The organism is Roseivivax marinus (assembly GCF_900109705.1).
Taxonomy (GTDB): domain Bacteria; phylum Pseudomonadota; class Alphaproteobacteria; order Rhodobacterales; family Rhodobacteraceae; genus Roseivivax; species Roseivivax marinus.
This window is the reverse complement of record NZ_FOAI01000001.1, coordinates 211,036-236,238: the sequence shown is the minus strand read 5'-3', so window position 1 is coordinate 236,238 and position 25,203 is coordinate 211,036. Positions and strand designations below refer to the sequence as shown.

25 protein-coding genes and 1 tRNA gene are annotated in these 25,203 nt (G+C 67.2%); 20 read left to right on the top strand and 6 right to left on the bottom strand.

Annotation, left to right across the window (positions count from 1 at the left end; translation table 11 throughout):
* Positions 1-143: 143 nt before the first annotated feature.
* The 9 genes from BMX29_RS01055 to BMX29_RS01015 all read left to right on the top strand — a co-directional run bounded on the left by BMX29_RS01055 (position 144) and on the right by BMX29_RS01015 (position 9,823).
* Complete coding sequence (locus BMX29_RS01055) at positions 144-719, top strand: invasion associated locus B family protein (RefSeq protein WP_081749771.1); 576 nt, start codon at positions 144-146, stop codon at positions 717-719.
* A gap of 164 nt (positions 720-883) precedes the next feature.
* Positions 884-2,062, top strand: coding sequence for a dual-specificity RNA methyltransferase RlmN (gene rlmN, locus BMX29_RS01050; RefSeq protein WP_092809664.1), 1,179 nt, complete (start codon positions 884-886; stop codon positions 2,060-2,062).
* 131 nt (positions 2,063-2,193) lie between these two features.
* Complete coding sequence (locus BMX29_RS01045) at positions 2,194-3,219, top strand: LacI family DNA-binding transcriptional regulator (protein ID WP_043844929.1); 1,026 nt, start codon at positions 2,194-2,196, stop codon at positions 3,217-3,219.
* 157 nt (positions 3,220-3,376) lie between these two features.
* Positions 3,377-4,684: an ABC transporter substrate-binding protein gene (locus tag BMX29_RS01040; RefSeq protein WP_043844928.1), complete on the top strand. Its 1,308-nt coding sequence runs from the start codon at positions 3,377-3,379 to the stop codon at positions 4,682-4,684.
* A gap of 143 nt (positions 4,685-4,827) precedes the next feature.
* A complete protein-coding gene (locus BMX29_RS01035) occupies positions 4,828-5,694 on the top strand; it encodes a carbohydrate ABC transporter permease (protein WP_043844927.1) in 867 nt (288 codons plus the stop codon).
* Between the two features lie 13 nt (positions 5,695-5,707).
* Positions 5,708-6,538, top strand: coding sequence for a carbohydrate ABC transporter permease (locus tag BMX29_RS01030; protein WP_092809662.1), 831 nt, complete (start codon positions 5,708-5,710; stop codon positions 6,536-6,538).
* Positions 6,539-6,549: 11 nt separating this feature from the next.
* Positions 6,550-7,554 carry an ABC transporter ATP-binding protein gene (locus tag BMX29_RS01025; RefSeq protein ID WP_043844925.1) on the top strand — a complete coding sequence of 335 codons (1,005 nt, stop codon included), beginning with the start codon at positions 6,550-6,552 and terminating at the stop codon, positions 7,552-7,554.
* A complete protein-coding gene (locus BMX29_RS01020; protein WP_092809660.1) occupies positions 7,551-8,324 on the top strand; it encodes an L-iditol 2-dehydrogenase in 774 nt (257 codons plus the stop codon). The genes BMX29_RS01025 and BMX29_RS01020 overlap by 4 nt, the downstream gene beginning before the upstream one ends.
* Positions 8,325-8,356: 32 nt before the next feature.
* The gene (locus BMX29_RS01015) at positions 8,357-9,823 is read left to right on the top strand and encodes a mannitol dehydrogenase family protein (protein ID WP_092809658.1); all 1,467 of its coding nucleotides are present in this window, start codon (positions 8,357-8,359) and stop codon (positions 9,821-9,823) included.
* 45 nt (positions 9,824-9,868) lie between these two features.
* Here BMX29_RS01015 and BMX29_RS01010 read toward each other — a convergent pair whose 3' ends face one another.
* Positions 9,869-10,942 carry a zinc ABC transporter substrate-binding protein gene (locus BMX29_RS01010; protein ID WP_092809656.1) on the bottom strand — a complete coding sequence of 358 codons (1,074 nt, stop codon included), beginning with the start codon at positions 10,940-10,942 and terminating at the stop codon, positions 9,869-9,871.
* An 87-nt stretch (positions 10,943-11,029) separates the two neighbouring features.
* On the opposite strand from BMX29_RS01010, the gene BMX29_RS01005 reads away from it, so the two are divergent.
* The 3 genes from BMX29_RS01005 to BMX29_RS00995 are packed head-to-tail and all read left to right on the top strand — an operon-like array spanning position 11,030 to position 13,118.
* Complete coding sequence (locus BMX29_RS01005; protein WP_092809654.1) at positions 11,030-11,539, top strand: Fur family transcriptional regulator; 510 nt, start codon at positions 11,030-11,032, stop codon at positions 11,537-11,539.
* Positions 11,536-12,324 (top strand): metal ABC transporter ATP-binding protein, encoded by a 789-nt coding sequence (locus BMX29_RS01000; RefSeq protein ID WP_092809652.1) that lies wholly within the window; start codon positions 11,536-11,538, stop codon positions 12,322-12,324. Before BMX29_RS01005 ends, BMX29_RS01000 begins: the two co-directional genes overlap by 4 nt.
* The gene (locus BMX29_RS00995) at positions 12,321-13,118 is read left to right on the top strand and encodes a metal ABC transporter permease (RefSeq protein ID WP_092809650.1); all 798 of its coding nucleotides are present in this window, start codon (positions 12,321-12,323) and stop codon (positions 13,116-13,118) included. The genes BMX29_RS01000 and BMX29_RS00995 overlap by 4 nt, the downstream gene beginning before the upstream one ends.
* 122 nt (positions 13,119-13,240) lie before the next feature.
* On the opposite strand, the gene BMX29_RS00990 is transcribed toward BMX29_RS00995, so the two are convergent.
* The 4 genes from BMX29_RS00990 to BMX29_RS00975 all read right to left on the bottom strand — a co-directional run bounded on the left by BMX29_RS00990 (position 13,241) and on the right by BMX29_RS00975 (position 17,033).
* A tRNA-Arg gene (locus BMX29_RS00990) sits at positions 13,241-13,317 on the bottom strand.
* A 110-nt stretch (positions 13,318-13,427) separates the two neighbouring features.
* The gene (locus BMX29_RS00985) at positions 13,428-14,822 is read right to left on the bottom strand and encodes a sensor histidine kinase (RefSeq protein WP_043844919.1); all 1,395 of its coding nucleotides are present in this window, start codon (positions 14,820-14,822) and stop codon (positions 13,428-13,430) included.
* 21 nt (positions 14,823-14,843) lie between these two features.
* The gene (locus BMX29_RS00980; RefSeq protein WP_092809648.1) at positions 14,844-16,265 is read right to left on the bottom strand and encodes a dihydrolipoyl dehydrogenase family protein; all 1,422 of its coding nucleotides are present in this window, start codon (positions 16,263-16,265) and stop codon (positions 14,844-14,846) included.
* 3 nt (positions 16,266-16,268) lie between these two features.
* The gene (locus tag BMX29_RS00975; protein ID WP_425314267.1) at positions 16,269-17,033 is read right to left on the bottom strand and encodes a TVP38/TMEM64 family protein; all 765 of its coding nucleotides are present in this window, start codon (positions 17,031-17,033) and stop codon (positions 16,269-16,271) included.
* Between the two features lie 359 nt (positions 17,034-17,392).
* Here BMX29_RS00975 and rpmH point away from each other — a divergent pair, with 359 nt between their 5' ends.
* From rpmH to yidD, 3 genes are read left to right on the top strand one after another with little or no spacing between them, the layout of a single operon-like run.
* Positions 17,393-17,530, top strand: a complete 138-nt coding sequence (gene rpmH, locus BMX29_RS00970) for a 50S ribosomal protein L34 (protein ID WP_043844917.1) — start codon at positions 17,393-17,395, stop codon at positions 17,528-17,530.
* 49 nt (positions 17,531-17,579) lie between these two features.
* Complete coding sequence (gene rnpA, locus BMX29_RS00965; RefSeq protein WP_244889113.1) at positions 17,580-17,975, top strand: ribonuclease P protein component; 396 nt, start codon at positions 17,580-17,582, stop codon at positions 17,973-17,975.
* 4 nt (positions 17,976-17,979) lie between these two features.
* The gene (gene yidD / locus BMX29_RS00960) at positions 17,980-18,201 is read left to right on the top strand and encodes a membrane protein insertion efficiency factor YidD (RefSeq protein WP_043844915.1); all 222 of its coding nucleotides are present in this window, start codon (positions 17,980-17,982) and stop codon (positions 18,199-18,201) included.
* 81 nt (positions 18,202-18,282) lie between these two features.
* Here the strand turns inward: yidD and BMX29_RS00955 are convergent, their stop codons facing one another.
* Positions 18,283-18,840, bottom strand: coding sequence for a superoxide dismutase family protein (locus BMX29_RS00955; RefSeq protein WP_240092503.1), 558 nt, complete (start codon positions 18,838-18,840; stop codon positions 18,283-18,285).
* Between the two features lie 95 nt (positions 18,841-18,935).
* Here BMX29_RS00955 and ttcA point away from each other — a divergent pair, with 95 nt between their 5' ends.
* The 5 genes from ttcA (at position 18,936) to yihA (ending at position 25,076) form a co-directional block, all read left to right on the top strand.
* Complete coding sequence (gene ttcA / locus BMX29_RS00950) at positions 18,936-19,814, top strand: tRNA 2-thiocytidine(32) synthetase TtcA (protein WP_092810147.1); 879 nt, start codon at positions 18,936-18,938, stop codon at positions 19,812-19,814.
* 63 nt (positions 19,815-19,877) lie between these two features.
* Complete coding sequence (locus tag BMX29_RS00945; RefSeq protein WP_092809644.1) at positions 19,878-21,428, top strand: EAL domain-containing protein; 1,551 nt, start codon at positions 19,878-19,880, stop codon at positions 21,426-21,428.
* A gap of 350 nt (positions 21,429-21,778) precedes the next feature.
* Positions 21,779-23,683 (top strand): membrane protein insertase YidC, encoded by a 1,905-nt coding sequence (gene yidC / locus BMX29_RS00940; protein WP_092809642.1) that lies wholly within the window; start codon positions 21,779-21,781, stop codon positions 23,681-23,683.
* Positions 23,680-24,426, top strand: a complete 747-nt coding sequence (locus tag BMX29_RS00935) for an MOSC domain-containing protein (protein ID WP_092809641.1) — start codon at positions 23,680-23,682, stop codon at positions 24,424-24,426. The genes yidC and BMX29_RS00935 overlap by 4 nt, the downstream gene beginning before the upstream one ends.
* On the top strand, positions 24,423-25,076 hold the full coding sequence (gene yihA / locus BMX29_RS00930) for a ribosome biogenesis GTP-binding protein YihA/YsxC (protein WP_092809639.1): 654 nt from the start codon (positions 24,423-24,425) through the stop codon (positions 25,074-25,076). Before BMX29_RS00935 ends, yihA begins: the two co-directional genes overlap by 4 nt.
* Positions 25,077-25,203: the final 127 nt, after the last annotated feature.

Genomic DNA, 25,203 nt, shown 5'->3' with positions numbered 1-25,203 from the left:
TATTCTGCCGAGAGGGGTTTTCGCGTCCGGCAAAATACGAGTAGGTTTCGCGCCGTCGCGGCCCGGAAAAATCACCATAAGCACACGCAGATGGGGTGCAACCCGCGACGCGAAGAGGTTCAGGACGGCTGGAGGCTGGTCGCATGATGGCATGGACGAAGGGCGCGCTGACCGGGGGGCTTCTGTCGCTCGCCCTGGTGGGCACGGTCGCGGCACAGGACGCGGAAAGCAGCAATCGCGTGGACGCGATGACCGACTGGTCGGTTTTCGAGGGCAGCGACCCGCGTGAATGCTGGGCGGTGACGACCTTCAAGGAAAGCGAGAACACCCGCGACGGCCGCGTGGTGTCGGTGACGCGGGGCGAGATTCTCCTGATGGTGTTCTTCCGCCCGGGCGCCGAGGTGCAGGGGCAGGTCGCGTTCACCGGTGGCTACCCGTTCGCCGAGAACTCGACCGTGAACATGAATATCGGCGGGTCCGAGTTCGAATTGTTCACCGAGGGCGAGTGGGCGTGGCCGCCGTCGCCGCAGGACGATGCCCGCATCGTAACCGCAATGAAGCGCGGCGCCGATGCTGTGGTCACCGCACGCTCTTCGCGCGGGACGCAGACCGAGGACACGTTCTCTCTGCTCGGGTTCACCGCTGCGGTCGAGGATGCTCAGCAGCGCTGCTCCAGCGATGGCGGCGGCTCTGACGCCGAGGCAAGCAGCGACAGCTGATCAGCGAGCGGGGCGGACGTTGATCGTCAGGTCCCGCAGCATATGACAGATACAGATGAGGGCGGGCGCCGTGCGGCCGCCCCTTTCGTTTTGACCAGACGACCCCAAATTGCGTCGGACACCCGAATGATGTATGCACCCGGCTTCCCGATGGAGCGTTGGACATGACCGCGACCGCACCGATCACACAGGACCTCGTCACGATCCCCCGCAAGGCGCCGGAGGGACCGCTGAACCTCGTCGGCCTTTCGCGCGACGCCATGCGCGACGCCTTCCTTGCTGCCGGGACGCCCGAGAAGCAGGTCAAGATGCGGGTGAACCAGGTCTGGCAGTGGATCTACTACTGGGGTGTGCGCGACTTCGCGGACATGACGAACCTGTCCAAGGACTACCGCCAGCTCCTTTCGGACAACTTCGTCATCCGCCTGCCCGAGATGGTGTCGCGCAATGTGTCGGCCGACGGCACCCGCAAATACCTTGTTCGTATTGCCGGCGGTCACGAGGTCGAGGTCGTCTACATCCCCGAATCCGATCGCGGCACGCTGTGCATCTCGAGCCAGGTGGGCTGCACGCTGACCTGTTCGTTCTGCCACACCGGCACGCAGAAGCTGGTCCGCAACCTGACCCCCGACGAGATCGTCGGCCAGGTCATGCTGGCGCGCGACGACCTCGGCGAGTGGCCCGAACGCGGCGGCCCCAAGAACGAGACGCGGCTCCTGTCGAACGTCGTGCTGATGGGCATGGGCGAGCCGCTCTACAACTTCGACAACGTGCGCGACGCCATGAAGATCGTCATGGACGGTGAGGGCATCGCGCTCTCGCGTCGCCGCATCACGCTGTCGACCTCGGGCATCGTCCCCGAGATCGCGCGCTGCGCCGAAGAGATCGGCTGCCAGCTTGCCGTGTCGTTCCACGCGACCACGGACGAGGTTCGCAACAAGCTCGTGCCGATCAACAAGAAGTGGAACATCGAGGCGCTGCTCGGCGCGCTCAAGGAATATCCGCGCCTCTCGAACTCGGAGCGGATCACGTTTGAATACGTGATGCTCAAGGACGTGAACGACAGCGACGCGGATGCGCGTAGGCTGGTGAACCTGATCAAGGGCATCCCCGCCAAGATCAACCTGATCCCGTTCAACGAATGGCCCGGCGCCCCCTACGAACGTTCGGACTGGAGCAGGATCGAGGCCTTCGCTGACATCGTCTACAAGGCCGGCTATGCGTCGCCGATCCGCACGCCGCGGGGCGAGGACATCATGGCGGCCTGCGGCCAGCTGAAATCAGCGACCGAACGCGCGCGCAAGTCGCGCAAGGCGATCGAGGCCGAAGCCGCGCGCGGCTGACCCGGCGGCGCCGCTCGAACTTTCCATAAATTTACGCGCGGAAGGATTGCGTTTTTTCGCGTGACAAATAACGCTGAGGTCGGGGGACGAACCGCCGACCGAAGCAGGTCGGCGCATGGGAGGCTGGCCGCATGTCCGAGACCAGGATTCGCAATATGGAAGAGTTCGCCGCGGCCAGCGGCGTCTCGCGACCCACGGTCTCGAAGTATTTCAACGACCCCGACAGCGTCCGCCCGAAAACGCGCGCCCGGATCGAGGACGCGCTCGAGCGCTACGACTACCGGCCCAACATCTTCGCGATGAACCAGAACCGGAAGCTGACGAAGAACGTCGGGATCGTGGTCCCTTATCTTGCCGACCCCTTCTTTGCCGAGATCGCCCGGACGCTGGAACAGGCATGCATCGCAGCCGGATACACCCCGGTGCTCTACAGTGCCCACGGCGAGCCCGACCTCGAGAACGACATCCTGGACAGCCTGCGTTCGCTCAAGCCGGCGGGCGTGCTGCTGGCGCCTCTCGGTCGCCTCTCGGACCGCGCCGCGATCGAGAAGTTCTGCGGCGATGTACCGACGGTGCTGTTCGACAGCTCGATCCGCGACCTCGGGCTGGCCTTCGTCGGCTCGGACAACCCGCAGTTTTCGCGGCTCATGGTGGACTATCTCTGCCGCTCGGGCGAACCGCCGTGCTTCTTCGAGATGAAGACCCCCGCGAACCCCAACGCGAACAGGCGGCGGCAGGGTTACATCGCCGCCATGGAAGCTCTCGGCCATGCACCGCACATCGTGCAGGTTCCGGGTGAAGGCTGGGCTTTCGAAGAGATCGGGCTGCGCGAGGGCCTGGCAGCGCTCGACGCGGGCCGGTTCGACACCGACACCGTGCTGTGCAGCAACGACCGGCTGGCGATCGGCTTCCTCACCGCGTGCTACGAGAGGGGCCTCAAGGTCGGTCGCGGCTCCGACTGCCACATCCGGGTCGCGGGGCACGACGACCACCCTTTCTCGCGCTACACCTGTCCGCCGCTGACCACCGTGGCACAGGACTACGATTCGATTTCCCGTCACGCGGTCGAAACGCTGTTCCGCGCCCTCGAAGGGCAAGAGACGCCCCATGAAGTGACCCTGTTCGAGGGCAAGCTGGTCATGCGCGATTCTGCCTGAGCAGAGCGCAACACACGGAAATCCCGCACCTTTCCATGGGGCATCGGAAACCGGCTACATTAGCTTCAAAAGTTTACGCGCGAAAACTTTTTATTGACGGCGCGCACCATTCCTACGTAACCTTCCTGATACACATCCAAGCCAAGGGAGGAGTGGGATGTACCTTACGAACGCACGTCGCGCGGCGACGGCGATTGCACTGGTGTGGGGTGCGGCTGCATCGGCCGAAACCATCACCATCGCCACCGTGAACAACGGTGACATGATCCGGATGCAGGGCCTCACCGCGGACTTCACCGAACAGAACCCCGACATCGAGCTCGAGTGGGTCACCCTCGAAGAGAATGTGCTGCGCCAGCGCGTCACGCAGGACATCGCCTCCAATGGTGGTCAGTTCGACGTGATGACGATCGGCACCTACGAGGTTCCGATCTGGGCCAAGAACGACTGGCTCGTGTCCCTCAACGACCTGCCGGAAGAGTACGACGCCGAGGACCTTCTGCCGGCAATTCGCGATGGCCTCACCGTCGACGGTGAGCTCTACGCCGCACCGTTCTACGGCGAGAGCTCGATGGTCATGTACCGCACCGACCTCATGGAAGAGGCCGGCATGGAGATGCCCGAGGCTCCGACGTGGGAGTTCATCGAGGAAGCCGCCGCGGCGATGACCGACAAGGACAACGAGGTCTACGGCATCTGCCTGCGCGGCAAGGCCGGCTGGGGCGAGAACATGGCGTTCCTCACCGCGATGTCGAACTCTTTCGGCGCGCGCTGGTTCGACATGGACTGGCAGCCGCAGTTCGACTCCGAGGCCTGGGCGACCACCCTCGACACCTACCTGCGGCTGATGAACGAATACGGCCCTCCGGGCGCGTCGAACAACGGCTTCAACGAGAACCTGTCGCTGTTCCAGCAGGGCAAGTGCGGCATGTGGATCGACGCCACCGTGGCCGCATCCTTCGTGACCAACCCCGACGACTCGACCGTCGCCGATAGCGTCGGCTTCGCACTGGCGCCGGATGCCGGCCTCGGCAAGCGCAGCAACTGGCTGTGGGCGTGGACGCTGGCAATCCCGGCGGGCACCGACTCGGAAGAGGCTGCCAAGAAGTTCGTCCAGTGGGCGACCTCCAAGGGCTACACCGAACTGGTCGCCGAGGAAGAGGGCTGGGCCAACGTGCCTCCGGGCACCCGCACCTCGCTCTACGAGAACCAGGAATACCTGGACGCGGCGCCCTTCGCCCAGAAAACGCTCGAGTCGATCCAGGCCGCCGATCCGACCAATCCGTCGGTGGACGAAGTCCCCTATACCGGCGTGCAGTTCGTCGCGATCCCGGAATTCGCGGGCATCGGCACCCTGGCGGGCCAGGAATTCTCGGCCGCTCTGGCCGGGCAGCAGTCGGCTGAAGAGGCCCTCGAGAAGGCCCAGGCGCTGACCGCCGACGAGATGGAAGCCGCAGGCTACTGACCGGCTCCTCCCAGGCCGGGGGCGCTGCATCCCCAAGGGTGCCCCCGGCCACCTGATACGACTGACACGACCCTTCGACCGACCGTCGTTTCCCGCGCGCGCCGCCCTCTCCGCGGCTGCGCGCCCCGGAGGAGGTATCCCCGATGGCGACCCAGCACTCCCGTTCCGCTGCCCGGCTGATGATGGCGCCCGCCGTCGTCCTGCTGCTGGCGTGGATGCTCGTGCCCCTGACGATGACCCTGTGGTTCTCGTTCAAGCAGTACCTGCCGCTGCGCGGCGGGGATCTCGGCTGGGTGGGCTTCGAGAACTACGTCCGCTTCGTCACGTCCTCGGCCTTCTGGCCGAGCGTCCAGGCCACCCTCATCATCGTGGGCGGCGTCCTTGCCATCACGGTGGTGTTCGGCGTCCTGCTGGCGATGCTGCTCGACCAGCCTTTCTGGGGCCAGGGGATCGTGCGGATCCTCGTGATCGCGCCTTTCTTCGTGATGCCCACCGTCTCGGCGCTGGTCTGGAAGAACATGTTCATGGACCCGGTGAACGGGCTGTTCGCGCATCTCTGGCGGGCCTTCGGGGCCGACCCGGTGTCGTGGCTGTCCGAGGCCTCGCTGTTTTCGATCGTGCTGATCGTGTCGTGGCAGTGGCTGCCCTTCGCGACGCTGATCCTGCTGACCGCGATCCAGTCGCTGGACAGCGAACAGCTGGAGGCCGCCGAGATGGATGGCGCGCCGTCGCTGTCGCGGTTCTGGCACATCATCCTGCCGCACCTGAGCCGCGCGATCACCGTGGTGATCCTGATCCAGACGATCTTCCTGCTGTCGATCTTCGCCGAGATCTTCGTGACAACGCAGGGCTCGTTCGGAACCCGCACGCTGACCTACCTGATCTTCCAGCGCGTGCTGGAAAGCCAGAACGTCGGCCTCGGCTCCGCCGGCGGCGTCTACGCCATCATCCTCGCCAACATCGTCGCGATCTTCCTGATGCGGATCGTCGGCAAGAACCTCGACGCCTGAGGAGGGACCCCACATGGCACGCGCCGTCACCCCCCGCCGCAAGGCCCTGACCACTCTCGCCGCCTGGGCAGTCGGTCTCCTGATCTTCTTCCCGATCCTCTGGACCATCCTGACCAGCTTCAAGACCGAGGCGCAGGCGATCAGCGACCCGCCGGTGTTCCTGTTCTTCGACTGGACGCTCGAAAACTACTCGGTCGTGCAGGAGCGGTCGGACTACCTGCGATTCCTGTGGAACTCGGTGATCCTCGCCGGTGGCTCCACGATCCTCGGAATCATCGTCGCCGTGCCCGCGGCCTGGGCGATGGCGTTCGTGCCCTCGCACCGGACCAAGGACATCCTGCTGTGGATGCTGTCCACCAAGATGCTGCCGGCGGTGGGCGTGCTCTATCCGATGTACCTGATCTTCATCCAGATGGGCCTGCTCGACACCCGCATCGGCCTGACTCTCGTGTTGATGCTCGTGAACCTGCCGATCATCGTCTGGATGCTCTACACCTATTTCCGCGAGATCCCGGGCGAAATCCTCGACGCCGCCCGGATGGACGGTGCGACCCTGCGCGACGAGATCGTGCACGTGCTGACGCCGATGGCCATTCCGGGCATCGCATCGACGATCCTGCTGAACGTCATCCTCGCCTGGAACGAGGCGTTCTGGACGCTCAACCTCACGGCCGCCAAGGCCGCTCCGCTCACGGCCTTCATCGCCAGCTACTCGAGCCCCGAAGGCCTGTTCTACGCCAAGCTCTCGGCCGCCTCGACCATGGCGATCGCGCCGATCCTCATCCTCGGCTGGTTCAGCCAGAAGCAGCTCGTCCGCGGCCTGACCTTCGGCGCGGTGAAATAAGGACGACAGACATGGGACGTATCACGCTCGACAAGGTGACCAAGAGCTTCGGAGAGGCCGAGGTCATCCCGCCGCTGGACCTGACCATCGAGGACGGCGAGTTCGCGGTCTTCGTCGGCCCCTCGGGCTGCGGCAAGTCCACCCTCCTGCGCCTGATCGCAGGCCTCGAGGACGTCAGCAGCGGCCAGATCCGGATCGACGGCCAGGACGCCACGGAAACGCCACCCGCCAAGCGCGGCCTTGCGATGGTGTTCCAGTCCTACGCGCTCTACCCCCACATGAGCGTGCGCAAGAACATCGCGTTTCCGCTGCGGATGGCCAAACTCGACCAGGCCGAGATCGACCGCCGGGTGACCGGCGCGGCGGACGTGCTGAACCTGACCGACTACCTCGACCGCCGGCCCGGCCAGCTGTCTGGCGGCCAGCGCCAGCGAGTCGCCATCGGCCGCGCGATCGTGCGCGAGCCGGCCGCGTTCCTCTTCGACGAACCGCTGTCGAACCTCGACGCGGCGCTGCGGGTGGGCATGCGGCTCGAGATCTCGGAACTGCACAAGCGGCTGCAGACCACGATGATCTACGTGACTCACGATCAGGTCGAGGCGATGACCATGGCCGACAAGATCGTCGTCCTGCGCGCCGGCCATATCGAGCAGGTGGGCTCTCCGCTGGAGCTCTACAGGACTCCGCGGAACCTGTTCGTCGCGGGTTTCATCGGCTCGCCCCGGATGAACTTCATCGAGGGCGAGACCGCCGCAAGGCACGACGCGCACACCATCGGCGTCCGCCCCGAGCACATCGCCGTATCCCAGACCGAGGGCGAGTGGTCCGGCGTGGTCGGCGTGTCCGAGCATCTGGGCTCCGATACCTTCTTCCACATCCACGACACCGGTCTGGCCGAAACCATCACCGTCCGCGCGGACGGCGAGGTCGGCTTCCGCCACGGCGACCGCATCAGGCTGAGCCCGCGGACCGACGCCATCCATCGCTTCGACAAGCAGGGACTGCGCATCGGATGAGGCGGCTGGACGGCAAGACGGCGCTGATTACCGGCGCGGCGCGCGGCATAGGCCGCGCGTTCGCCGAAGCCTACGTGCGCGAAGGCGCGCGCGTGGCTCTCGCCGATATCGACATCGACCGGGCGCGCGCCGCGGCTTCCGAGATCGGCGAAGCCGCCATCGCGGTCGAGATGGACGTGACCCGGCAGGAAAGCATCGACGCCGCGGTGGCCGAGACCGCGGACCGGCTCGGGCAGATCGACATCCTCATCAACAACGCCGCGATCTTCACCGCCGCGCCCCTGACCGAGATCGAGCGCGCAGATTACGACCGGGTGTTCGCGATCAACGTCTCGGGCTGCCTTTTCACCATGCAGGCCGTGGCGCGCCACATGATCGAGCGGGGCATCGCAGGCCGTATCATCAACATGGCCAGCCAGGCCGGCCGCCGGGGCGAGCCGCTCGTCGCGGTCTACTGCGCCTCGAAGGCAGCGGTGATCTCGCTGACGCAGTCGGCGGGGCTGAACCTGATCTCCCACGGCATCAACGTGAACGCCATCGCGCCCGGCGTCGTCGATGGCGAACACTGGGATGGCGTCGACGCCTTCTTCGCCCGCCACGAAGGCAAGGCCCCGGGCCAGAAGAAGCGCGAGGTCGGTGCCGCCGTGCCCTTCGGCCGCATGGGCACCGCAGAGGACCTCACCGGCATGGCGATCTTCCTCGCCACCGACGAGGCGAAATACATCGTCGCCCAGACCTACAACGTCGACGGCGGCAACTGGATGAGCTGATGGCACAGACCGCTTCCCGAGGACCCGCCGCCATGACCCTTTCGAACGCCACGCTCGACCGCCTCCCCGAGGCGGTGGCCCGCCCCACCTACGACCGCGGCGCACTGACGCCGGGCACCGTGCACATCGGTCTCGGCAACTTTCACCGCGCACATCAGGCCTGGTACCTGCACCGGCTGATGCAGGCGGGCGGCGCGCGCGACTGGGCGATCATCGGCGCGGGCGTCCGGCCCTACGACGCCGCCATGCGCGACCGGCTGCTGGCGCAGGACTGCCTGACCACCCTGATCGAGCTCGACCCGGCCGGCGTTTCGGCAGAGGTGACAGGGTCGATGATCGACTACCTGCCCATCGCCGAGGCCAATGGTCCCCTGATCGAAGCGATGGCCGATCCGCGCATCCGCATCGTGTCGCTGACGGTGACCGAGGGGGGCTACTATTTAGACCCGACCTCGGGCGCGTTCGACCCGGAACACCCCGACATCCGCCACGACGCCGCACATCCCGACGCGCCGCGTACCGCCTTCGGCGCCATGGTCGCCGCCCTTGCCCGCCGGCGCGCAGCCGGAACAGCGCCGTTCACCGCCATGAGCTGCGACAACCTTCAGGGCAACGGGCATATCCTGCGCGACTGCGTTACCGGCCTCGCCCGACTGATCGACGCTGACCTCGCCGCGTGGATCGAGGCCGAGGGCGCGTTCCCGAATTCCATGGTCGACTGCATCGTGCCCGCCACGAGCCCCGAAACCCTTGCCTTGGCGCGCGAACTGGGCATCGAGGATGCGGCCCCCGTGACCCACGAGAACTTCCGCCAGTGGGTGATCGAAGACACGTTCTGCAACGGACGGCCCGCGTGGGAAGAGGCCGGCGCGACGCTGACCGACGATGTCCATACCTACGAGGCGATGAAGATCCGGATGCTGAACGGCGGCCACCAGGTGCTGGCAAACGCGGGCGAGATCCTGTCGGTGCCGACCATAGCCGACTGCATGGCCGATGCCGACATCGCGCCGTTCTTTCGCAAGGTCGAAGCCCAGGAGATCGTCCCGCACGTGGCGGCCGTCCCCGACCGCACACCGACCGAGTATCTCGAACTCATCGCGGGCCGCTTCGCCAACCCGGCCATTCGCGACTCGACCCGGCGCGTGGCTTTCGACGGCTCGTCGCGACACACGGGCTTCGTCCTTCCGACCCTGCGCGACGCGCTCGATGCCGGCACGCCGATATCGGGCCTCGCGCTGACCGAGGCTCTGTGGGCGCGCATGTGCACCGGAGAGCGAGAGGACGGCACCAGGATCGAGCCCAACGATCCCTTCTGGAACGATCTGCAGGCGGCCGCTGTGGCCGCCCGCTCGGACCCCGCCGCGTGGCTTGCGCAGCGGGGCTTCTACGGTCCTCTTGCCGACGCCCCCCGCTTTGCGGAGGCGTTTGGCGACTGGCTCGGCCTGATCTGGGCCGAGGGCGCCCGCGCGGCCCTGCGGCGCTACGTGGCGGAGTAGCCGCCCGGTGTCCCCGCGCCCCCGAGCGGGGACACCGTTCCGCCGTCAGGACGCGCAGTCCGCGATCTCGGTTCCGATGGCCTCGATCAGCGCCGGGTAAAAGCCCGGTCCCGTCTCGATCTCGAACCCGAGCGGGTCGACGACGGCCGCCTGTCCTTCCGTTCCGTCGAGGACGGTCTGCACGAGACGCTGGTCGAATTGCGGCTCCGAGAACACGCAGTCCACGCCGAGATCCCGCACGGTATCGCGCACCTCCTCGACCCGCGCCGGGCTCGGATCGGAGGCGTCGCTGAGCGATATCGCGCCCGCCGCGGCGAGCCCGAAGCGATTCTCGAAGTAGTGGTAGGCGTCGTGGAACACGACGAACTCCGGCGTGCCGGCCTCGGCGAAGCGGGCACGGACCGCGTCAGCAGCCGCGTCTATCTCGTCCCGCCCTGCGGCGGCATTCGCGCGATACGTCTCCGCGTTGTCCGGGTCGAGCGCCGCCAGTTCCGTGGCGATCACATCGAGCCAGGCCTTGCCGTTCTCGGGGTCGAGCCACGCGTGTGGATCGACCCCGGAATGATCATGGCCGGCATAGTCATCATGATCATCCTCGGCATGGTCGTCCTCTGCATGGTCGTCATGGTCGTCCTCTGCGTGATCGGCGTGGTCGTCGTGATCTTCCTCGTCGTAATTGTCCTCGGCGTGGTCGTCACCGTCGCCATGGCCATCTTCATGATCGTGGCCTGCGAAGGTAGCCCCTTCGCGGAACTCCAGCGTCTCGGTCCCCGACACCTCCAATAGTTCGGTCACCGCCGCGTCCTGCGCCAGCGTGTCGATGGTTTCGGCCAGCCACGGCTCCAGCTCCGGCCCCACCCAGAACACTGCGTCGGCGTCCTGCAGCGCGCGGGCCTCGGACGGGCGCATGGCATAGCCGTGCGGCGAGGCGCCGGGACGCACGATCAGCGCGGGCTCACCCAAACCTTCCATCACCCGCGCCACCAACCCGTGAACCGGCGCGATATCGGTGGCCACGCTGGGCACCTCAGCGGTTGCGGCCGAAGCGAGCGTGGCTCCCGCCACGCCCGAGAGAAGCAGAGCGGCGCAGCGATTCGAACGATAGAGCGGCGTGGACATCGGTACCTCATGTGATTATATAACACTTAACGATCGACCTATATCGAATAGTATAACATATCAAGCTCGAACTCACCGGAGCCCCGCATGTCGCGCCACGCCTTCGAAGCGCACGATCACCAAGACTGCATCGCCGACGCCGTCGCGGCAGCCGAACGGCTGTGTGCCGAACGCAAGCTGCAGTTCACCCAGGTGCGCCAGCGCGTGCTCGAGATCCTGCTGTCCGAGCACAAGGCGATGGGCGCCTACGAGATCCTCGATCACCTGCGCGCCGAGGGGCTGGGCTCGCAGCCGCCCGTAGCCTACCGCGCGCTCGACTTCCTTACCAAGCACGGGCTCGCGCACCGGATCGAGCGGCTGAACGCCTTCATTGCCTGCACGCATCTGCAGAACGCCCACGCTCCGGCCTTCCTGATCTGCCGCTCCTGCGAGCGCGTGGTCGAGGCAGAGTCGGACCCGGTGGGCGGAGAACTGGGGCGCGCCGCCACGCAAGCGGGTTTCGTCATCGAACGCACTGTGCGCGAGGCGGAGGGACTCTGCCCGGCCTGCGCGGGCGCCACCCCGGAGGTCGCAGGCGACCGGACCGCCAGCGCATGACCGACCGTCCCCTCGTGGAGGTCTCAAACCTCTCTGTGCGCTACGGCGATTCCGATGTGCTGCAGGGCGTGGACCTGCAGGTGGCGCCGAACGAGATCGTCACCCTCGTCGGGCCGAACGGCTCCGGAAAGTCGACGCTGATCGGCGCAATCTTGGGCGGCGTGCGCCCGTCCGAGGGCCGTGTGACCCGCAGGCCCGACCTCAGGATCGGCTACGTCCCGCAGCGGCTGGTCCTCGACCCCACGCTGCCGATGACCGTGGCGCGCTTCCTGAGCCTGCCACGCCGCGTCCCCCGCGACCGTGTGCACGATGCGCTGGAGCGCGCCGGCGTGCCCGGGATAGCCGACCGTCAGATGTCCGTATTGTCGGGCGGCCAATTCCAGCGCGCGCTTCTGGCCCGCGCGCTCCTGTCGACGCCGGACCTGCTGATACTTGACGAGGCGACCGCGGGCCTCGACCAGCCGGGCTCGGCCGCCTTCTACGAGCGGATCGAGCAGGTACGCGCCGACACAGGCTGCGCCGTGCTGATGGTCAGTCACGACCTGCACGTGGTGATGAGCGCGTCCGACCGGGTGATCTGCCTGAATGGCCATGTCTGCTGCGAGGGCACGCCCGAGGTGGTCGCCGCCGCGCCGGATTACCGACGCCTCTTCGGTGCGGGCACGCGCGGGACGCTGGCGCTCTATCGTCACGACCACGACCACACGCATTTCCACGACGACGCACATACGCACGGACCGGGATGCGCCCACCACCACGGGACCGAAAGAGGCGCGACGGAATGATTCTCGACGACTTCATGACCCGCGCGGCGCTTGCCGGGATCGGCACCGCGCTCGCCGCGGCGCCGCTCGGCTGCTTCGTGGTCTGGCGCCGCATGGCCTATTTCGGTGACGCCACGGCACACGCAGCCATCCTCGGCGTGGCGCTTTCCCTGGCGATGTCTCTGCCGGTCTTCGCAGGCGCTCTGGTGGTCGCGCTCGTCATGGCGACGGCGGTGACTCTGATCTCGGGCCGGGGTTACGCGATGGACACGCTTCTCGGAGTGATGGCGCATTCCGCACTCGCGTTCGGCCTCGTCGGGGTGTCGTTCCTCGGCGGCGTGCGGATCGACCTCATGGCCTACCTCTTCGGAGACATCCTGTCGGTGTCCCGTGCGGACCTCGCGGTGATCTGGGGCGGCGCGGCGCTCGTGCTGGGGCTGATCGGGTGGCGCTGGTCGGCGCTGCTCACTTCGACGCTGAACCCCGACCTCGCCCGTGCCGCCGGCATCGATCCGAAGCGCGAGCAACTGGTGCTGACGCTGGCGCTCGCGGTGGTGGTGGCCGTGGCGATCAAAGTGGTGGGCGTCCTGCTGATCACCGCGCTTCTCATCATCCCCGCCGCGACGGTGCGCCCCTTCGCCACCACGCCCGAGCGTATGGGCGCACTGGCCGCTCTGGTCGCCATGGCGTCGGCCTGGGCGGGGCTCCGCGCGTCCTACGCGCTCGACACGCCGACGGGCCCGACGATCGTTTGCGTGGCGGCCCTTCTGTTCGGACTGTCGACGGTGGCCTCGGGCCTGCAACGGGCGCGCTGACGTGCGTCCGTTCACACGACATCCGCTAGGGAAAGACGTTCCGGTTTCGGTCGCGAATTTCTCGGGAAATGTGCTGGATACGGTGCCCTATCCGGGCGTTTCGCCATTCCCTAGGAGGGAAGTGGCGGACCGAGGAGGATTCGAACCCCCGACCCCCTGATTCGTAGTCAGGTACTCTATCCAGCTGAGCTATCGGTCCGTGGATCGCGGGTCTAACCGGGGTGCCGCAGGAGCGCAAGGGGATCGGCGGGAAAAATCCGGACGGATTTTTCGCCCGCCCATCGTGACGCCGCGGCAGGGCGACGAGACTTAACGCTGCTCGCCCTCCACCGCGCCCATCGGCAGCCGGATGATGAAAGTCGTGCCCGCGTCACCGGTCTCCTTCAGGTCCAGCCGCCCGCCATGGCCACGCACCAGTTCGGACACAATGGCGAGGCCGAGACCGGACCCGCCCTTCCGCACGCCGCCCTGGAACGGCTTGAACAGATTTTCCCGCGCCTTGGGCGGCAGGCCGGGGCCGTTGTCGGCGACTTCGATGATCCAGTGATCGTCGCCGGTGTGACCGCGGACGGTGATCTCGCCCGGGGCGTTGGTGCCGATCAGGGCCTGCCGGGCGTTACGCACGAGGTTGGACAAGATGCGATGCAACTGTTCAGGGTCGGCGCGCAGGCGCATGTGCGGCGGCACCTCGGCGGCCAGAGAGATGTCCGCGTCGCCGATGGCCGCGTGTTCGGCCTCCAGCACCTCGTCCACCACGGCGGCGAGATTCACCATGGTCAGGACCGGAGCCGGCTCTTCCGCGCGCCCGAAGGCGAGGGTCGATTCGCAGAGCGACACCGCCCGCGCGATCGAGTTCACGAGCTTCGGCGCGAGCCGCGAGACGATCGGATCCTCCGAGGTCTCGATCCGGTCGGTGAAGAGCTGGGCCGAGGTCAGGATATTGCGCAGATCGTGGCTGACCCGCGCGACTGCGCCGCCCAGCTGGGCAAGCCGCTCCTTCTGACGCAGGGCCTGGGTCAGCTCGGTCTGCATCTTGGCGAGCGCGTCCTCGGCTTCGCGCAGCTCCCGCACGGTGGCGGTGGGCCGGATGATCCGCCCGGCATCCTCGGGCGCGTCCGCGTAGCGCTGCATGTGGCCCACAACGCCCTTGATCGGCCGCACCAGGAGCCGCCGCACCGCCAGGAAGAGGAGGAACGCCGTCAGAACCGAGATCACCGCCGACAGCGCGAGGATCCGCAGGCCGTAGTCGACCATCGCCGTGCGGAGCTCGGCGGTGTGCATCGTCACTTCGATCTGCAGCCCCGCTTCTCGCGAAGGGCTGCCGATCACGCGCACGAGCTCCGAGTGCGGCTGCACCATCGTCGTGAGCGCGTCCACGATAAGCTCGAACGCGGTGGCATCGCGCAGGTCATAGGTCGTTTCGACCTCGGACGGCAGCGGCGAGGACAGCATGAGCTGGCGCGCCTCGTCCCGACGCAGCACCACGTTGTAGACGCCTGCGTTGAGCAGCAACTCCTCCTCGAGCGCGGGATCCACGTCCTCGGTCGCAAGCGCGGCGAGCGACGCGATCTGCGCGCGTTCGAGCCGCGTCAGCAGGTAGCTTTCGCGGAAGCGCGCCACGGAGGGCACGAAGATGAGAACCTCGGCCAGCATCACGAAGATTGTCGTGAGGATCAGGAAGCGGCCGGAAAGAGAATTGAACATGCGCGCCTTGGCTGCGACGGATCAGGGCAGGACCCGCTGGACGAGCCGCACCACGCGCTTCACCGCCGCGCTGTCGAAGAGTTTGGGAGAGAAGTAGGCCCCGGCAGCCCGTTTGTGTAGTTCTCCGTAGGTTGGATAGGGCGCAACCATGCTTGATACGTCCCGCATCTTCGCGCCCGAGGCGATAGCGAAGGCCCAGAGCGAGATCTGCTCGCCGGCCTGGTGGCCGACGATGGAGGCCCCCACCGGCTTGCCCTTGCGAATGACGACCTTGACCCTGCCATCGGTCAGCCGATCCGCCTGCGCCCGGTCGTTGCCCTCGTAGTCGAAGCGCGCGATCTCGATCGCGCTTTCGCCGTGACGTTCGCGGGCCTGCGCCTCGGTCAGGCCCACATGCGCAAGCTCGGGGTCGAGATAGGTCGCCCAGGGCAGGTGATCCGCTTTTGCCTTGGCAGGCAGGCCCAGCACGGCCGAGCGCACGACGATGCCCGCGTGGTAGCCCGCGACATGGGTGAACTGCAGACCGCCGGCGGCGTCACCGATGGCGTAGACCTTGCGGTTGGTGGTCCTCAGCGCGTCGTCCACCTTGATCCCGGTCTTCGTGGTCTCGATGCCTGCGACATCGAGACCGAGCCCGTCGGTGTTGGCCCGCCGCCCCACGGCCACCAGGATATGCGAGCCCTCGAACCGCTGGCCGTCGTCGGTCTCGACCGTCAGGGCACCCTCCGTGCCGGACACGCGCGCGGCCTGCGCGCCCTCGACGATCCGGACGCCCTCTCCGCGCACGGCATCGAGTGCGATGGCCGAAAGCTCCGGGTCGTCCTTGGACAGCGCCGTGCCGCCCTCCAGCACCGTGACCTCGGAGCCCAGCCTGCGGTGTGCCTGCGCCATCTCCATCCCGATGGGGCCGCCCCCGATGACAATCAGGTGCCGCGGCAATTCACGCAGGTCCCAGAGGGTCTCGTTGGTGAGGTAGGGAACCTCCGACAGACCCTCGATCGGAGGCACGAAGGGACCCGAGCCCGTCGCCAGAACGATGCGGCGGGCCTTGATGCGGTGCGCGCCGGCCTCCATCTCGTCGCCCGACACGAAGCGCGCGCTTTCGCGGATCACGCGAACGCCCATGCCCTCGAACCGCTCCTGGCTGTCATGTGGGGCGATCGAAGCGATCACGCCCTTCACATGATCCTTCACCGCGGCGTAATCGACTTGCGGCGCGACGGACGCGATCCCGTACTGGTCGGCATGACGCATGGCGTGCGCCGTCTTGGCCGAACGGATCAGCGCCTTCGAGGGAACGCAGCCGTAGTTCAGGCAATCGCCACCCATTTCCCCGCGCTCGACCAGCACGACGTGGGCCCCCATCTGCACGGCGCCAGCCGCGACCGAAAGACCGCCCGATCCGGCACCGACGATCAGAAGATCGGTCTCGATCCGCTCCATCGCTCAAACTCCCGACTTGCCGCGCACGGCCTTGATGACCATCGGCAGAGCCGCCAGTGCGGCAAGGCCGAGCAGGGGCAGGATCACCTGCGGCTCCCACAGAAGCGAAAGGTCCGGCGTCTCGCCTCGGTCGAAAACCTCACCCACGCCGACGCCGACCGAGGTGTAGACGAAAGCCCCCGGCACGATGCCAAGCGCGGTGGTCAGCACAAAGTTCCGCAGCGATACACCGACGAAGGCCGGCACGAGATTGGCGACGAAGAACGGCACCACCGGCACGAGACGCAGGAGGAACAGCACGCTGATCTCGTTCTCGTGCAGGCTCTTGCTGAGACGTTTCACCGTGCCCTCCGACGCCTCGATCCGCCGGGCCAGCGCGCTTCCGAGGCCAGTGCGCGCGGCAAGGAAGATCGCGACCGCGCCGATCGTTGCGGCCAAAACGTTGAACGCGGTCCCGGCCCAGAGGCCGAACAGGAAGCCCCCGGTGACGGACGCCACTGCCGCGCCCGGAAGCGAGAACGCGACGATCGCCACGTAGACCGCCACGAAGATCGCCGCGAGCCCGGCGAAGTTGTCGTTCCGGAATGCCAGCAGCCGCTCGCGGTTTTCTGCCAGCGTCTCGAAGCTGAGATAGTCGCGCAGCGCGAACGTCCCGATCAGCGCCACGATGACGATCAGAGCGAGCGGCACGTGCCGCAGCCAGCCGGGCCGTGTCCGGGACGGGCCGGACATCTCGTCGCTCTCGGGGTCGGCGGCGGCATTCGGCATGGGAGGTCCTTTCACGGCGGGGGCAGGCGTGCGGGGGACGATGATGCCCCCTGCGACAACATGAGCCGCCACGGCACGTCGCAACAGCCGCCTCACGCCGCATTGAAGCAGCGCGACGCGAAACGTAGGCTGGCAAGCACATGGGCGCGATTTCCGGGGCGAAATGTTTCAGAATCGCGTGGTGGCGAGGGCAGGATGTTGCAGCCGCGCGCGCCGGCGCGCACGCTGCACGGACCCGTTTGACAGACGCTCCTTGTTTCCCTATAGCGCGTGGCTCACACGAGACAGATTCTGCCGACGTCACGGGTCCGCCCACTGACCGGCCCCCGCGAGACGCAAGACGAAGGAAGACCGAAGCGATGTCGAAGCGCACCTATCAGCCCTCGAACTACGTGCGGAAGGCCCGCCACGGCTTCCGCGCACGCATGGCCACCAAGGCCGGCCGCAAGATCCTGAACGCACGCCGCCTGCGTGGCCGCAAGAAGCTCAGCGCCTGAGCCGATTCGGCCCGGGCCGATGACGACGCCGCCGGACGACCCCGCGCCAATGCGTGCGGACATGTCTCCGGCGGCTTCGTCGTGCCCGCTTCCCCGGATCGAGACGCTTCGGCGGCGGCCGGATTTTCTTGCCGCCGCGCGCGCGGACAAGCAGGGCACAGCGTCCATGCTCGTGCAGGCGCGCCCCCGGGCTGACGGCACGTCCACAGTGCGTGTCGGCTTCACGTGTTCCAAGAAGATCGGCAACGCGGTCACCCGCAACCGTGCCAAGCGCAGGCTTCGCGCTGCGGCGCGCGAAGTGCTGTCTGTCCACGCCCGTCCCGGCCTCGATTACGTGCTGATCGGCAAGCCGGGTGCCACCGTCACGCGGCCCTTCGATGCGCTGACCGGCGACCTGAGGCAGGCGCTCGACCGTCTGCACGGGCGATTGAACGGCCGGCGCTAGTCCGATGCGCCCCGCCGCGCGCCTTCTCGCCCTGCCCGTCCGGGCCTACCGTCTCGTCTTCTCGCCTTGGGTCGGCTTCCACTGCCGCTACCACCCCACATGCTCGGCCTACGCGCTCGAGGCGCTGGAGAAGCACGGCGCACGGCGTGGTCTCTGGCTGACCCTGCGCCGCATCGGCCGCTGCCATCCGTGGGGCAGTTCGGGGATCGACAATGTGCCGGACTGAACCGCTTCGACCCGGCCGCACACGAAAACGCCCCCGGCACGGGCCGGGGGCGTAGGGTCTACCGGTGTGAATGGCTCCGGATCAGGAGGCCGCCTCGATCACGCCACATGCGATGCGGCCGCCAGCGCCGGCGTCGGAGCTGTAGGTATCGCCGTTCTCATGCACGATGATCGCCGAGCCGTCGTCATCCATGATCGGCGCGTCACCGTCTTCCATGCTCAGTCGGGCGCTGGTCAGGTCGGCACGGACGTTGCCGCTGTCGTCGGCAAAGACATTCGGCAGGTCGCCCGCGTGCGCGCCCTCTTCGGACATGAGGCCATGGCCGTTGCCGCCCGGCTGGTAGTGATCGCCCGCCGAGGTGAAATCGTCCGAACACTCGCCGGTCTGGTGCACGTGGAAGCCGTGCGCGCCTTCGGGCATACCCGTGGCCTCGACGTGGAACAGAAGGCCTTCGACGGTCTCGTAGATCTCGACCTGGCCAACCTCGGTGCCGCTCTGGTCCATAAGCGTCGCCATTGCCGCGGGGCTCGCCATGTCGCCGCTCATTTCGCTGGAACCGTCGCCGTGGCTTTCGGCGAACGCAGGCGCGGCGAGAAGTGCGGCAGCCGTGGCGGTCATCATCGTGGTGGTGCGGAACATGGAAGAAATCTCCTTGATTGCTGTACCCCTAACGTGACCCCCGGAGGGCGCGTTCCCCCTTGCCCGGTCACATGACCGCGCGTATGGCCCGGGGCATGCTCGACGACAGCGACGATATCCATCCGCTCTTTGCCGGAGCGCCCAAGACCACGGAGTTCAAGAAACTCCGCAAGCGGCTCGTGCAGAACGTGCGCGAGGCGGTGGAGCACTACGGCATGGTCGAACGGACCGCCGACGGCACCCGCCCGAAATGGCTCGTGTGTCTCTCGGGCGGCAAGGACAGCTACACGTTGCTCGCCATTCTGCACGAGCTGCAATGGCGCGGAATGCTTCCGGTGGACCTGCTGGCGTGCAATCTTGACCAGGGACAGCCCGGCTTTCCGGCCACCGTGCTCCCGGCGTTCCTCGAGGAACGGGGCGTGCCGCACCGGATCGAGTACCAGGACACCTATTCCGTCGTGGTCGACAAGATCCCGCAGGGGCGGACCTTCTGTGCGCTCTGCTCGCGGCTGCGTCGGGGGCACCTCTACCGTCTCGCGCGCGAGGAGGGATGCTCGGCCGTGGTTCTGGGTCATCACCGCGACGACATCCTCGAGACTTTCTTTATGAACCTCTTCCACGGCGGACGGCTGGCGACCATGCCGCCGAAGCTGGTGAACGAGGAAGGCGACCTGTTTCTCTATCGCCCGCTCGCCCACGTGGCCGAGGCCGATTGCGAGAAGTTCGCCAATGCCATGCAGTACCCGATCATTCCCTGCGACCTCTGCGGGTCTCAGGACGGGCTACAGCGACAGCAGGTGAAACAGATCCTCGACGGCTGGGAAAGGAACAGCCCCGGCCGGCGGCAGGTGATGTTCCGCGCGCTGATGAACGCGCGGCCGTCGCACCTGCTTGACCCGAAGCTCTTCGACTTTGCCGGGCTGAAGCGCTCCACTCGCGACGCGGCGACGGACGACGTCCCCGACCTGAATTAACGGATCACTCATCCACACGATCTAAAGATGTTCCCGATACGGTCCGCCTGAGGGGGCAAGATCATGGGGACTACCGTCGCGCAACGCTGCGCGCGAGCGGGTGCAGCCCTGCGCCGATGCATGGCTGGTGCGCAGATGCTGGCCTTCCTGCCGGCCGCGGCACTCGGCGCGTTCTGGATCGGCGGAGAGTGGATGCTTATTGCGGTGGCGCTCGGCCTCCCGCTGATGATGGCTCTCGGCGGCGGGCTCGATGCCGTGGCGCCGGCCGGTCTGCGCACCGCCCGGCCCGAAGCCGACCTCGTCGATATCGCCCGGGCCGAAGATCTTTGCGGCGCGGCCCTGCAAGACGCGCGCGTGTCCTGTCTCGCAACAGCGATCCTCGCCATCGACGTAACCTCGGGCGACGCCGTGCCCCACCGGCTGGACGACCGTGCCGTGGCCGAACTGGCGCGTGCGTGCCTCCTGCGCCTGCGCGCTCGCCTGCGCACCGGGGACCGGGCCGTGCGCATCGGCGACCGGCGGTACCTCGTCATCCTGAAGCCCGATTTGCGTCTCGACACCGGCAGCGTGCTCGACCTCGCCAACCGGCTGCAATCCTCGCTCGAAGAGCCGTTGCGCACCCATGACGATGCGCTGATTGCGCCACAGGCGGCGATCGGCTGCTGCACCGGGGCACGGCTGCCGTCCGACCGGCGGGGCGAAGGGTTCCTCGATGCGGCGCTGAGCGCCCTGTCCGAAGCGGGTCGTGACGGTCCGTCCGAGATCCGCGCCTGGTGCGACAGCCTCGATGCGTCGCGCAGCCTGCGACGCGTGCTGCGGACCGATGTGGTGGCGGCGCTGTCGAACCAGCAGATCCGGCCGTGGTTCCAACCCCAGATTTGCACCTCCACCGGCCAGATCAGCGGCGTCGAGGCCCTCGCGCGCTGGGTTCACCCCGAGCGCGGCATCATTCCGCCGGGCCAGTTCCTCGAGGCGCTGCAATCCGGCGGACACATGGCCCGGCTTACCGACACCATCCTGTCCGGCGCCCTGGCCGCGCTGGTGCGATGGGATCGCGACCGCCTCGACATCCCTTGCGTGAGCGTGAACCTGTCGGGCGACGACCTTGGCGACCCCAGCTTCGCCGCGCGTCTCCAGTGGGAGCTGGACCGCCATGGGCTCAGCGGGAACCGACTGGCGGTCGAAGTCCTCGAAACCGTGTTCACCGCGGCAGAGGGATGCCCGGTCACTGCCAACGTCGCGCGGCTGAAGACGCTCGGCTGCCGCATCGATCTCGACGATTTCGGCACCGGCAACGCCTCGATCATGGCGCTGCACCGCCTGCCCATCGACCGGGTGAAGATCGACAGGGGCTTCATCGCCGGCATCGACCGGAACGAGGCGCAGCGCCGCATGGTCGCGGGTATGCTCAGTCTTTCAGAACAACTTGGCATCGAGACGCTGGCCGAAGGCGTCGAAAGCGCGGGAGAGCATGCGCTTCTCGCACAGCTCGGCTGTGGTCACGTGCAAGGCTACCGCATCGCGCGCCCGATGCCGGCCGAGCGATTCACGGACTGGGTGCAGAACCACCGAGCGACCATCGCCGCCCCCACGCTTTCACGACGCTTGCCGTGAAGGTGGATTTCGCGTTGCCGGAACCGATCAGCCTGACGGCTTCGGCATCGGCTTTCGCAAGTGGAGCGCTGTGCCCGTCCAGGCCGGACACGGTTTCCGCGACGCGCTGTCCGATGGCGCCGAGGATATTCCGCAGGCCGCGACCCGGCTCACGGCCTTCTGGTCGGCTCGCGTTACGTTCCGGGACGGAAACCGGCGCCCGTCGCCCGCGCACTGACGCAGGGACAGGTCCGCGTGCTATCCATGGCCTTCCAGCGGCGCCCGGTCGCGCCCGGGGCCTTTCCGCTTGACCTTCACCCCCTGTCTCTGTTGAACCCCAGCAGATTTGCCCGGGACCGGAATCCGCCTCCATGGACGACCAGAACAAGAACCTCATCCTCGCCACCGCGCTCAGCTTCGTGGTCATCCTCGTGTGGTTCCTGCTCTTCCCGCCACCGGAACAGCCGACCGATCCGAACGCGCCCGCGCAGCAGGAAGAGACCGTGGATGGCGGTCCCGTCGTCGCACCCTCGGCGCAGTCGGATGCGGCCACCACCGACAGCGCGCCGGCCGATGTGCAAGAGGCCAGTGAGTCCCCGCGCGTCGAGATCGACACTCCGCGACTGGCCGGGTCGGTGTCGCTCCAGGGCGGTCGGATCGACGATCTGCAGCTCAAGGACTATACCGAAACGATCGAGCCCGACTCCGAGATCGTCCATCTGTTCAACCCGGTGGGTGGACAGGACGCCTACTACGCGCTCTACGGCTGGGCCGCGGGCCAGGGTCTCGACCCCGCTGACGTACCCGGTCCCGAAACCGAGTGGCAGGCCGAGGCCGGTGCGACGCTCACTCCCGACACGCCTCTCGTCCTGACATGGGAGAGCCCGGCGGACCTCACCTTCACGCGTCAGATCGCGGTCGACGACGACTACATGTTCACCGTCACCCAGCGAGTCGAGAACACCGGCGGCGACAGCGCCGCGCTTGCGCCCTACGGCATCCTGCGCCGCCACGGCGAGCCCGTGAACGCCAAGAACTTCTTCATCCTCCACGAGGGCGCCATCGCCATGGCCGATGGCGAACTGACCGAGACCTCCTGGGACAACATGACCGATCTCGACGTGAACGAGCGCGAGGGCGCCCGCGCCGAGGTCACCGAGGTGGCCGAGGACGGCTGGATCGGCTTCACCGACCATTACTGGATGTCGACGCTGATCCCCGACCAGGGCCAGCGCTTCCGCGCCACCGCGAAGTACGACGAGCAGCGCGACATCTACCAGGCCGAGCAGGTGCTGCCGACGATGACCGTGGCCGCGGGCGAGAGCGCCGAGGTCTCGACCCGCCTCTTCGCCGGCGCCAAGGAATGGGAAACCATCCGCGAGTACCAGAACCAGCCCGGTCTCTTTGCCCGTCTCTTCGGGGCCGAGCAGAACTCCGACCGCCAGCCGATCGACCGCTTCGTCGACTCGATCGACTGGGGCTGGTTCTTCTTCCTGACCAAGCCGATCTTCGCGGTGCTGCACTTCCTCAACGGCCTGATCGGCAACATGGGCGTGGCGATCATCGTCCTGACGCTGCTGATCAAGGCGCTGCTTCTGCCGCTGGCCTACAAGTCCTACGTCTCGATGGCGAAGATGAAGGAACTCCAGCCAGAGATGGAGAAGATCAAGGAGCGCGCCGGCGACGATCGCCAGAAGCTCCAGCAGGAGATGATGGGTCTCTACAAGAAGGAAAAGGTGAACCCGGCCTCGGGCTGTCTGCCGATCCTCATGCAGATCCCGATCTTCTTCTCGCTCTACAAGGTGATCTTCGTCACGCTCGAGCTGCGTCACGCGCCGTTCTTCGGCCCGTTCCAGGACCTGTCGGCGCCCGACCCGACGTCGATCTTCAACCTGTTCGGCCTGCTGCCGTGGGGCGCGCCGGCCGAGGGCACGATGCTGGCGCTGGTCTTCATCGGGGTGCTGCCGCTGCTGCTCGGCGCGTCCATGTGGCTCCAGCAGAAGCTGAACCCGGCGCCGCCGGACCCGACGCAGGCGATGATCTTCGCGTGGATGCCTTGGGTGTTCATGTTCATGCTGGGCAGCTTTGCCAGCGGCCTGGTGGTCTACTGGATCGCGAACAACACCATCACGTTCACGCAGCAGTACCTGATCATGCGCAGCCAAGGTTACCACCCGGACGTGTTCGGCAACATAAAGTCGAGCTTCAAGCGCAAGTCCGGTGGTGATGCGAAAGATGCCAAAGACGCCAAGAAGGGCGGGGCGGACAAGAAGTGACGGCCCGCGTCACCGGTCTCTGGCGGCACCCGGTCAAGGCCATCGGCCGCGAGGCGGTGGCGCGCGTCACTCTCACGGCGGCGCAGACCTTTCCGTGGGATCGGGCCTGGGCCGCACCGCACGCGCGCAGCCGGGCCGATGGGTCCGAATGGGCCCATTGCGGCAGCTTCGCGCGCGGCGTGAACCTGCCCGCCCTGATGGCGGTCGAAGCGCGCTTCGACGAGGCCGCGCTGCACCTGACCCTGACCCATCCCGACCGGCCGAGCCTGACCGTCGACCCCGACACCGAGGGTGCGGCGATCATCGACTGGCTGGGCCCTCTTGTAGGCGACGATCCCCGCGCGCCGGTCGCCGTCGTGCGTGCCGCCGAGCGCGGCATGACCGACAGCGACTGGCCCTCGGTCACCCTGTGCAACCGCGCCTCCCACGTCGCGGTCGAAGAGGCCGCAGGCCGGCCGCTGTCGATCCATCGCTGGCGCGGCAACGTCTGGATCGACGGGCTGAGCCCCTGGGCCGAGATGGACTGGATCGGCCATGACATCCGCATCGGTGGCGTGACCCTGCGGGTGCGCGAGGCCACAGGACGGTGCAAGGCCACCCATGCCGATCCCGAAACCGGCGTGCGCGATCTAGACATGCTGTCGCTCTTGTCCTCGCGCTTCGGACACACGGATTTCTCGGTCAAGGCCGAGGTGATCTCGGGCGGCGACGTCGCCATCGACGACGAGGTGACCCCCCTATGACGTCCCTGCCCTTCCCCCTTGCCGAGGCGCCCGAACCGCAGGCCGCGCAGGCCGCGCACAGGCTCTTCACCGGCGGCGCGGACTTCCTCAAGGGCGTGGTTGCCATGGACGGCCTGCCCCCCGCCGACCGGATCGAGGTGTGCTTTGCCGGGCGCTCGAACGTCGGGAAATCGACCCTGATCAACGCGCTGACCGGCCGCAAGGGCCTCGCGCGCGCGTCGAACACCCCCGGCCGCACGCAGGAGATCAACTTCTTCACGCTGGGCGACAGCCATTACCTCGTGGACCTGCCGGGCTACGGCTTTGCCGAAGCCCCGCTGCCGGTCGTTCAGCGCTGGCAGGAGCTGCTGCGGACCTACCTCGCCGGACGTGCGACGCTGCGCCGGGCCTTCGTGCTGATCGACGCGCGCCACGGCGTGAAGAAAGCCGACGAAGAGATCATGACCCTGCTCGACCAGAGCGCGGTGACCTTCCAGGCGGTGCTGACAAAGGCCGACAAGGTGAAGGAGAAGGATCGCGCGCGCATCCTCGACCAGGTGCGAGAGCGCCTGTCGAAGCACCCTGCGGCATTCCCCGAGATGGTCCTGACCTCGTCCGAGAAGGGGATGGGGATCGACACCTTGCGCGCGATCATCGCCACCCTACCCTGACGTCCGGACCCGCCGGGGCGCAGCCCGGGTCGAAACCGCAACGACGCGCCGCGCCCCCGAGGCCACGGGCCGATGTGCTTGCACCCCCGCGCCCCGGTGCCGATAACCAAGGGGCTTCAGGCCCGGA